The sequence below is a fragment of the uncultured Oscillibacter sp. genome (genome assembly GCF_910579365.1).
In the GTDB taxonomy this organism is placed as follows: Bacteria; Bacillota; Clostridia; order Oscillospirales; family Oscillospiraceae; genus Oscillibacter.
Genome location: NZ_CAJTUX010000035.1, coordinates 21,434 through 30,320, shown reverse-complemented (window position 1 = coordinate 30,320; position 8,887 = coordinate 21,434). Strand labels below are relative to the sequence as shown.

The window sequence follows — 8,887 nt, the reverse complement described above, 5'->3', positions numbered from 1 at the left end:
GGTCTACACCGGCGGCTGCTCCGGCTGGCGGAACAATCAGGTCAGCAGCAAGACCAACCAGATCTGGCAGGTGAAGAACGGGAAGCTTGCCTGCCTGGAGAAGGACCTGGGGGCCGTGTCCATGACGGACCCCGCCACTCTTTGCGGCTACATACGCTGGTGCGCCCAAAAATTCCCCGCCAGCCGGTACGGGCTCATTCTCTGGGATCACGGCGGGGGCAGCGTCAGCGGCTATGGCTACGACGAGAAATTTGCCTCCACCGGGTCCATGAGCCTCTCCGGCGTGGACGAGGCCCTGAAGGACGCCGGGGTGACCTTCGATTTCGTGGGCTTTGACGCCTGCCTCATGGCCACGGCGGAGACCGCCCTGATGCTGACGGAACACGCGGACTATCTCATCGCCTCCGAGGAGACGGAGCCCGGCGTGGGCTGGTACTATACGGACTGGCTCACGGCTCTGGGGAAAAATCCCTCCATGCCCACCATCGAGATCGGGCAGGGGATTGTGGACAGCTTCGTGGACACCTGCGCCCAAAAGTGCCGGGGCCAGCTGACCACGCTCTCCGTCATCGACCTTGCCGAGCTGGAGGCCACGCTGCCAAAGGCTCTGGCAGACTTCTCCCGGTCCACCTCCCGCATGATCGAGGCCAAGGAGTACCAGACCGTCTCCAACGCCCGGAACGGCGCCCGGGAGTTTGCCCAGTCCAGCAGGATCGACCAGGTGGACCTGGTCCATCTCGCCAAAAATCTGGGCACCCAGGAGGGCGAGGCCCTGGCGGAGGCGCTGCTGGGGGCGGTGAAATACAACCGCACCTCCTCCAACATGACCAATGCCTACGGCATCTCCATTTACTTCCCCTATCAGAAATCCGCCAACGTGGAGCGGGCCGTGTCCACCTACCGGGCCATCGGTCTGGACGACAGCTACAGCCAGTGCATCCGGAGCTTCGCCGCCATCCAGAAGGCGGGCCAGACGGGGTCCGGCGGCAGCGGCTCTCCCCTGGGCTCGCTGATGGGCCTCTCCGGCGGCGGCTCCGGCGGCAGCGCAGACGCCGTCTCCGCCCTGCTCCAGGCGGCTTTGGGCAGCGGCTTCTTCGCGGATCGTTCCCTGGACCTGGACAGCGCCGCCCAGTATGTGGCGGAGCACCGCTTCGCCGGGGAGGACCTGGCCTGGACCAGCCGGGAGGACGGCACGGCCGTTCTCCGCCTCTCCGAGGACCAGTGGGAGCTGGTCCACTCCCTGGACCTGAACCTCTTCTATGACGACGGCGAGGGCTTCATCGACCTGGGTCTGGACAATGTCTTCGACTTTGACGAGGAGGGAAACCTGCTGGGGAACGGGGAGCGGACCTGGCTGGCTGTCAACGGCCAGCCCGTGGCCTACTACCACGAGAGCACCGTGGACGACGGGGAGCATTACGCCATTACCGGCTATGTGCCGGTGCTCCACAACGGCCGCCGGGCCGAGCTGCTGCTGGCCTTTGACGAGGAAACCCCCTACGGATACGTCACCGGCGTCCGGGCCGTGTACGGCGAGGAGGAAACCGGCACCGTCGCCAAGAGCGGCGGCGCTCTGGAGGAGGGCGACACCCTGGAGTTCCTCTGCGACTATTACAGCTACGCCGGCGCGTATCAGGACAGCTATCTCCTGGGCGAGCCTCTGACCGTCACCGGCCAGGGACTGACCATCTCCGACGTGCCCCTGGAGGGCGAGGTCCGGGCCACCTACCGCTTTACGGACCTCTATCAGCAAAGCTGGTGGACGCCGCCCCTCCCCTGACGGGGCCGCGAAACCGGGTGGAGTTTTCGTCCTCCAAGAAGCGCCTGCACCCGGAAGGGTGCAGGCGCTTCTTGCTTCTTCCTCACTCCTCGCGGGGAGAGAGAATCACCGCCGCAACGCCGCAAAGGATGCCCCCCACGGCGAAGACCCACCACGTGGTCCCCCACAGGTTCAACGCCAGCCCCAGGCCCACATAAACGGCCGTGGCCAGCAGCATGATGACGGCGCAGACCGTGCCGGTCAATTCCTTCCGCCGTCTGGCCTCCGGCGAGGGGTCGTTCTTCCGGTTGTACAGGGCGATGTCGTACTTGTCCCGCTGGAGGCCCCCATAGACAAAGGACCACACCGCTCCGGCGATCAGCAGCAGAAACACGCCTGTGCTCCAGGCGTCCCAGGGCGGTTCCTCTCCCAGGACGGACTCCATCATCACCAGCAGCGCCAGACTAAAGAGAATCGCGCCCACGCCCCCGGCGATGTGCCAGACAAATTTATGCTGGAACCGCTCTCGCTCCTCTCCGGTGTAGAAATCCGTTATGACGGGATGGTTTTTGCAGAAGTTCTCATGCTGAATGCCGGAGGCCACCAGGACTACCGTGCAGACACATACGCTCAGCAGCAGCGCCGCGCCGCTCCATATCTCCGGCAGGCCCGCGCCCTCCAGCAGCGCGGCCAGTCCAATCCCGGCGAGGATGCCGGAGACCGCCAGGGAGATCTGCCAGGCGAAGCGGGTCATGAACGCGTCGTACCTCGCCGTATCGGCGCCGCGGCTCTCCTCCACACTGCCCCGGAGGAGCGTGTCCAGGTTCACGGCGTACAAATCGCAGATGCGCAGCAGCGTGTCCATCTCGGGGAAGCTCTGGCTGCCCTCCCACTTGCTGACAGACTGGCGGGAGACGTCCAGCTCCTCGGCCAGCTGCTCTTGGGTGACCCCGGCCTGTGCCCGGAGGAATTGCAGGTTCTGGGAAAATGACATTGGATGAAACCTCCTTGAAATTTGTGCCCTGATTCTGCCGGAGCGGCGGACATGGCGCCAGAAAGTTTGTGTTGCGTTTTGGGAAAACCATGTAAACTTTCGGTTGCGCCCCTCATTTTAACAGATTTTTCACCCAAATGGAAGGTTCCCGATTGCGCCTGCGCCCAAAAGACGCTATAATGGAATCCTAGCAAAAATGAATCGCACAGGAGGTAAGGCCATGAAACTCGCCACGGCCGCACAGATGCGGGAGCTGGACAGAAGAGCCATTGAGGAGCGGAAAATTCCCTCCATCGACCTGATGGAGCGGGCGGCGGCGGCGGTGGCCCAGGCCGCCCTGGACCTCCTGCCGGACAAGCCGGGAAAATGCCGGGCGGCGGTGTTCTGCGGCGCGGGGAACAACGGCGGGGACGGCATCGGCGCGGCCAGACTCCTCTTTTTAATGGGGGTCAAGGTCCGGGTCTTCCTGGTGGGGGACTACGACCGCCTCACCCCCGACGCCATGGAGGAGGCCGGCCGCCTCAGCGAGTGCGGCGTGGAGCTGGAGACCTTCGACCCCGACGGTCCGTCCCAGGCCGCCTGGGCCAGGGGCAGCCACGTCCTCATTGACGCCGTCTTTGGCGTGGGCCTCTCCCGGGACGTGGCCCCGGGGTCCCGCTTTGCCGCCGCCATCGATCTTCTCAACGCCTGCCGGGGCGCGGTGGTGGCCGCCGACATCGCCAGCGGCGTGGAGGCGGACACGGGCCGCCGCCTGGGCCGGGCGGTGCGGGCGGACCGGACCGTCACCTTCACGCTGAAAAAAATCGGCCAGGCCGTGGGAGACGGGGCCCTCTGCTCCGGAACCGTTACCGTCCACGACATCGGCATCCCCGCCGCCCTGGTCCGGGAGACTGTCTGCCCGGTCCAGACCGTGGGGGCGGATTTCGCCGCCGCGGCCCTGCCGCCCCGAAAGGCCGGCGGCCACAAGGGGGATTTCGGCAAGGTCCTGGTGGCGGGCGGTTCCGTGGGCTATACCGGCGCGCCCTATCTCACCGCCTCGGCGGCGGTGCGCTCCGGCTGCGGGCTGGTGTACCTGGGGGTGCCGGAGAGCATCTGGGCGGTTGAGGCGGCCCGCTGCGTCTCTGCCATGCCCTTCCCCCTGGCGGACCGCCGGGGCGGGCTGAGCCGCCGGGCCCTGCCGGAGCTTCTGGAGCGGCTGGAGGGCTGCGATGTCCTGGCCCTGGGGCCGGGACTGGGGCGGCAGGAGTCCGCCCGGCAGCTGGTTCTGGAGGTCCTTCAGAAGACGGAAAAGCCCGTGGTCCTGGACGCCGACGGCATAAACGCGCTGGAGGGACATATAGATAGTCTGGACAGCCGCCGGGGCCGGGTCACCATTCTGACCCCGCACGACGGGGAGTTCTCCCGAATCGGGGGCGCCCTGACCGGAGACCGGGTGGGCGCCGCCCGGACCTTCGCCCAGGCCCACGGCTGTATCCTGGTGCTGAAGGGCTACCGGACTGTCACCGCTGGGCCGGAGGGCAACGTGCTGGTGAACACCACCGGGAACTCCGGCCTCGCCAAGGGCGGCAGCGGCGACGTGCTGACAGGGCTCATCGCCTCCCTCCTGGCCCAGGGAGCGGCCCCCATGCTGGCCGCGGCGGGGGGCGTGTGGATGCACGGCCGGGCCGGGGACCTGGCGGCGGAGGCGCTGACGGAGTACGGTATGACGCCGGAGGACGTTGCCGCAGCCTTCCCCAAGGTGTTTTTGGAACTTCAAGGAAACGGAACATAAAGGAGGTTTTCCGGTGCGCCATTGGAAGTGCGTACCAATGATAGCCCTCGTCCTGCTGCTGGCCGCCTGCGGAGGCGGCGGAGACGGGGAGACGGAGACGGCAGATCTGCGGGACCGCTATCACGACATGGCGGGCTGCACCATGGAGGCGGCGGTCTCCTGCGGGCAGGAGGGGCTGGCCTGGGAGGCGGTACTTCGCTGCCAGTACGTCCCTGATGGGGAGAGTACGGTGGAGGTGCTGTCGCCGGAGACCATCGCCGGCGTCCGGGCCGTGCTGGACGAGCGGACCTGGCGGCTGGAGTATGAGGGGGACAGCCTCAATGCCGGCGCCCTCAGCGAGGAGGAGATCAGCCCCGCCGCCTGCCTGCCCCGGCTGATGAGCGCCCTGCGGGACGGCTGGCTGCTGGAGGAGAACGAGGAGGAGTGGAACGGCGAGCCATGCCTCCGCCTCACCGTGGACCAGACCGGAGTGAAGGACGGCAAGATTCTCTCCACCCTCTGGCTCCGCCGGGACGGGGGGACCCCGGTCCGGGGCGAGATCGCCGTGGACGGGGAAATCATTTTGACGGCGGACTTTACGAGCTTCTCCTTTTGTGATACAATAGAGGAAAGCGGCGCCTGAGTTCCGCCCCGCACCCCTCCCCGCCCCTCCGCATAGGATGACATGGGGCGAGGACGCCGGGATTTGTCCCTCCCGCGCCGTAAGCGCAAGATTACGGAAAGAGGCGTATAAATTCCGAAACTGCGTGGGAGAATGAAAGTGGCCTCACCGAAGAGGGGAACGCCCCCTCTTTCGTGACGGGTACTTCTTTCGGCGGAGTGTGAACTTTGTGGATACGAGTGTCAAGCGTGGCGATATTTACTATGCCGATCTCTCCCCGGTGGTGGGAAGCGAGCAGGGCGGCGTCCGGCCCGTTCTGATTATCCAGAACGACACCGGAAACCGCTACAGTCCCACCGTGATCGCGGCGGCCATTACTTCCCAGACCGGGAAGACCCGGCTGCCCACACATATCGACCTCCCCGTGGACCAGAGCTGCGGCCTGAGCCGGGATTCCGTCGTCCTGCTGGAGCAGGTGCGGACCCTGGACAAAAAGCGGCTGCGGGAGCGCATGGGCCATGTGGAGGAAAATGTGATGATGAAGGTGGATACGGCAATCGCGGTCAGCTTCGGGCTGCCGCATGACCAGTTGGTTTGAGGTCCCCTCCCGGCGGAAGCCCGTTCTTCCGCCGGGAGTGCACAAAGGAGGTACATATGAAAAAAGACAGATGGCTGCTGCGCTCCGTGCTGCTCCTGGCCCTCAGCGCCGTGCTGATGACCGGCGCGTCCCTGGCGGCGGAGGCCGGGTCCGCCCAGGACCCCCTGGTGACCCTGAGCTATTTGAACGACACCTTTTTCAGCTCCGTCATGCAGCAGGTGGACCAGAAGATCGCCCAGCGGACCGGGCAGAGCGTCTCCGGCGTCTCCGCCGCCTCCTTTGCCGTGGTCACCCTCTCCGAGGGACAAACCCTTACCGGGGACATCGGCTGCGAGGTGATGCTGCGGGTGGGGAGCGCCGTCTGCGTCGCCCCGTCGGACCCGGGCCTCATTGACGAGACCACCGCCGAGACTCTGGCTGGCGGCAAGCCCCTGGCGCAGAACCACCTGTATATGATGACCATCGAGGGCCGGGGCGTCCGGGCCGCGTCGGGAACCGTCAAGGTGCTGGCCAGGGGGGGCTATTCCATTACCTGATTACATAACCGGACTCGCTTGCGCATAACATGCCGTAAGCGAGTTTTTCTTTTCAGAAAGGGGGCGGCGGATATGGACAAATTTCCCATGCTGCTGAACGGCAGGCCCGCCGGCGAACTCACCGCAGAGCGGGAGGGGCTGTATACCTGGTTCAGCGCCCGCTGTCCTCTGCCGGAGGGGCTCTGGTGCGCCTGGGCGGTGGGCGACCGGGGCGAGCTGCGACTGGGCGTTCTGGAGCCCGCGGGAACCCAGGGGAGCATCCGCCGCCGCTTCTCCGGGCGGCTCACCGCCCCCTTGGGCCGCCTCCTCCGGGGGGAGGTCCGCCCGGCGGCGGTCCGGGAGCCGGAGCACTGGGACCCCGTCCCCGACCCGGAGCGGCTGTTCCGGGCCCCCTGGCTCAGCCAGAGGCTGCGGGGCGTCCAGGGCGCGCTGACCCGCATGGCGGACCAGACGCGGTATCTGGCGCTGCCCTATGACCGGGGAAAGCCCTTCCCGCTGGCGACGCTTTTCTGTTTCGCCCATATCCGGAACATCGGGGAGGCATCCTACGTGGTTTACGCCTTTGACCGGCAGGAACGGCCTGTTTTTTTGTGAATTGGATAATAAAGGAAAATTTTTAAAAAAATTTTGACAAACTTCTATCCATACTTGACATGCCGTGATATAATACCCGCAAATGGCGTCCAGAGCCTGGGGCATGACGCCTGGAACGTATAAAAGCCGTCCGCGCACGGACTCGGACCGCCGGAAAACCGGCGGAGGATTGGGAGGTCCTTTATGAAATGCCCCTATTGCGGCTTCAATGAAAGCAAGGTGATTGATTCCCGCCCCGCCGAGGAAAACAGCAGCATCCGCCGCCGGAGAGAATGCCTCTCCTGCGGGCGGCGCTTCACCACCTATGAGACGGTGGAAAGCCTTCCAGTGATGGTAGTCAAAAAGGATGGAAGCCGCCAGAGCTTTGACCGGCGTAAGGTCCTCAGCGGCATGATCCGCGCCTGTGAAAAGCGGCCGGTCCCTGTGGCCCGTCTGGAAAAAATTGCCGCCGACATCGAGCAGGAGCTCCAGAACTCCATGGAGCGGGAGATCAGCACGGAGGTCATCGGCGAGCGGGTCATGGAGCACCTGCGTATTATCGACCAGGTGGCCTACGTCCGCTTCGCCTCCGTTTACCGCCAGTTCAAGGACATCGACAGCTTCATGGAGGAGCTGACCAAGCTGCTGGCGGAGCAGGATCCCCGCTGACCCCCTTCGGTCTGCCGGTCTCTTCCGGCAGGCCGTTTTCCCCCTTTGCAAAGGCGCGGAAATCTGCTATACTGTCTCCCTGGATAGGAGGGCGCATATGCTGTATCACATTCTTGCCGTGGGCGACGTGGTGGGAGAGCCGGGGCTCCGCCACCTGGAAAAAGTGCTGCGGCCCCTGCAAACGCTCAAGGGCGCGGCCTTTACCGTGGTGAACGGGGAGAACGCCTCCGGCGTGGGACTGACCCGGGAACAGGCGGAGCGCATCCGCGCCGCCGGGGCCGACGCGGTGACCCTGGGCAACCACGCCTTTGGAAAGCCCCGGATCGGGGACTTTTTGGAGGACGTTCCCTGGCTTCTCCGCCCCGCCAACTACTCCGGCCGGGCCCCCGGCCACGGCTGCGAGATTTTTGATCTGGGCGGCGTCCGAATCCGGGTTTTGAACCTCATCGGCCGCTGCGGCCTGGCCTGGGGGGCGGACAACCCCTTCACCACGGCGGACAAGCTGCTGAGCCGGGGCGAGGCGGAATTCACCCTGGTGGATTTCCACGCCGAGGCCACCAGCGAAAAGCTGGCCATGGGCTACTATCTGGACGGACGGGTCTCCGCCCTCTGGGGCACCCACACCCACGTTCCCACAGCGGACGAGCGGGTCTATCCCAAGGGCACAGGCTATCTCACGGACCTGGGCATGACCGGCCCCATTGAGGCGGTGCTGGGCATCGAGCCCTGGCAGTCGATGGAGGGCTTTCTGGGCGGCCTGCCGGGGCGGTATCAGGTCCCGGAGGGCCCCTGCAAGATGCAGGGGGCCGTCTTCACCCTGGACAGCGCCACCGGCCTGTGCGCCGGCGTCCAGCGAATCGACATCCGATAAATAAGAGAGGAAGACCACTATGTCTATTGAGCGGGTAAGAGCGTATTTTCAGCCCTTCGGCATCGCGGGGCGTATCCGGGAGTTCGACGTTTCCTCCGCCACGGTGGAGCTGGCGGCGGTGGCCGTGGGCGTGGAGGGCGCCCGGATTGCCAAGAGCCTGAGCTTCAAGGTGGAGGACAAGCCCGTTATCCTGGTGGCGGCGGGAGACGCCAAAATTGACAACGGCAAGTACAAGGCCCAGTTCCACACCAAGGCCAAAATGCTGACCCATGAGGAGGCCCACAGCCTCATCGGCCACGACGTGGGGGGCGTCTGCCCCTTCGCCCTGCCGGAGGACGTGAAGGTCTATCTGGACATCTCTCTCCGGCGGTTTGAGACCGTCTTCCCCGCCGCCGGAAGCGACAACAGCGCCATCGAGCTGACCTGCGAGGAGCTGGAGCGCTGCTCCTCCAACTTCCAGCAGTGGGTCGACGTCTGCAAAGCCTGGCAGGCGGAAGACTGAAGGTCCGGAGGCG

Annotated in this window: 10 protein-coding genes; 9 read left to right on the top strand and 1 reads right to left on the bottom strand. The window is 65.4% G+C overall.

Going from position 1 to position 8,887, the window contains the following annotated elements:
* Positions 1–1,780 (top strand): clostripain-related cysteine peptidase (locus tag QZ329_RS09510; protein ID WP_295751663.1); only part of this gene is annotated, 1,780 nt, incomplete at its 5' end.
* Positions 1,781–1,862: 82 nt separating this feature from the next.
* Here the strand turns inward: QZ329_RS09510 and QZ329_RS09505 are convergent.
* On the bottom strand, positions 1,863–2,753 hold the full coding sequence (locus QZ329_RS09505) for a helix-turn-helix domain-containing protein (protein ID WP_295751661.1): 891 nt from the start codon (positions 2,751–2,753) through the stop codon (positions 1,863–1,865).
* A gap of 220 nt (positions 2,754–2,973) precedes the next feature.
* Here QZ329_RS09505 and QZ329_RS09500 point away from each other — a divergent pair, with 220 nt between their 5' ends.
* From QZ329_RS09500 to QZ329_RS09465, 8 genes are all read left to right on the top strand, one after another.
* Positions 2,974–4,524: an NAD(P)H-hydrate dehydratase gene (locus QZ329_RS09500; RefSeq protein ID WP_295751658.1), complete on the top strand. Its 1,551-nt coding sequence runs from the start codon at positions 2,974–2,976 to the stop codon at positions 4,522–4,524.
* Between the two features lie 37 nt (positions 4,525–4,561).
* Positions 4,562–5,146, top strand: coding sequence for a hypothetical protein (locus QZ329_RS09495; protein WP_295751655.1), 585 nt, complete (start codon positions 4,562–4,564; stop codon positions 5,144–5,146).
* A 208-nt stretch (positions 5,147–5,354) separates the two neighbouring features.
* Entirely contained in the window at positions 5,355–5,723 is a 369-nt protein-coding gene (locus tag QZ329_RS09490) for a type II toxin-antitoxin system PemK/MazF family toxin (RefSeq protein ID WP_295751651.1), read from the top strand.
* Positions 5,724–5,779: 56 nt separating this feature from the next.
* Positions 5,780–6,259 (top strand): hypothetical protein, encoded by a 480-nt coding sequence (locus QZ329_RS09485; protein ID WP_295751648.1) that lies wholly within the window; start codon positions 5,780–5,782, stop codon positions 6,257–6,259.
* A gap of 72 nt (positions 6,260–6,331) precedes the next feature.
* Complete coding sequence (locus QZ329_RS09480; RefSeq protein WP_295751645.1) at positions 6,332–6,853, top strand: hypothetical protein; 522 nt, start codon at positions 6,332–6,334, stop codon at positions 6,851–6,853.
* Positions 6,854–7,036: 183 nt separating this feature from the next.
* Complete coding sequence (gene nrdR / locus QZ329_RS09475; RefSeq protein WP_295751642.1) at positions 7,037–7,501, top strand: transcriptional regulator NrdR; 465 nt, start codon at positions 7,037–7,039, stop codon at positions 7,499–7,501.
* A 97-nt stretch (positions 7,502–7,598) separates the two neighbouring features.
* Entirely contained in the window at positions 7,599–8,372 is a 774-nt protein-coding gene (locus tag QZ329_RS09470) for a TIGR00282 family metallophosphoesterase (protein ID WP_295751639.1), read from the top strand.
* A 19-nt stretch (positions 8,373–8,391) separates the two neighbouring features.
* Entirely contained in the window at positions 8,392–8,874 is a 483-nt protein-coding gene (locus tag QZ329_RS09465) for a YbaK/EbsC family protein (RefSeq protein ID WP_295751636.1), read from the top strand.
* Positions 8,875–8,887: the final 13 nt, after the last annotated feature.

Coding starts and splice junctions, on each gene's coding strand:
- nrdR (WP_295751642.1), top strand. CDS start 7,037: ATGAAATGCCCCTATTGCGGCTTCAATGAAAGCAAGGTGATTGATTCC.
- QZ329_RS09495 (WP_295751655.1), top strand. CDS start 4,562: ATGATAGCCCTCGTCCTGCTGCTGGCCGCCTGCGGAGGCGGCGGAGAC.
- QZ329_RS09480 (WP_295751645.1), top strand. CDS start 6,332: ATGGACAAATTTCCCATGCTGCTGAACGGCAGGCCCGCCGGCGAACTC.
- QZ329_RS09500 (WP_295751658.1), top strand. CDS start 2,974: ATGAAACTCGCCACGGCCGCACAGATGCGGGAGCTGGACAGAAGAGCC.
- QZ329_RS09505 (WP_295751661.1), bottom strand. CDS start 2,753: ATGTCATTTTCCCAGAACCTGCAATTCCTCCGGGCACAGGCCGGGGTC.
- QZ329_RS09465 (WP_295751636.1), top strand. CDS start 8,392: ATGTCTATTGAGCGGGTAAGAGCGTATTTTCAGCCCTTCGGCATCGCG.
- QZ329_RS09485 (WP_295751648.1), top strand. CDS start 5,780: ATGAAAAAAGACAGATGGCTGCTGCGCTCCGTGCTGCTCCTGGCCCTC.
- QZ329_RS09470 (WP_295751639.1), top strand. CDS start 7,599: ATGCTGTATCACATTCTTGCCGTGGGCGACGTGGTGGGAGAGCCGGGG.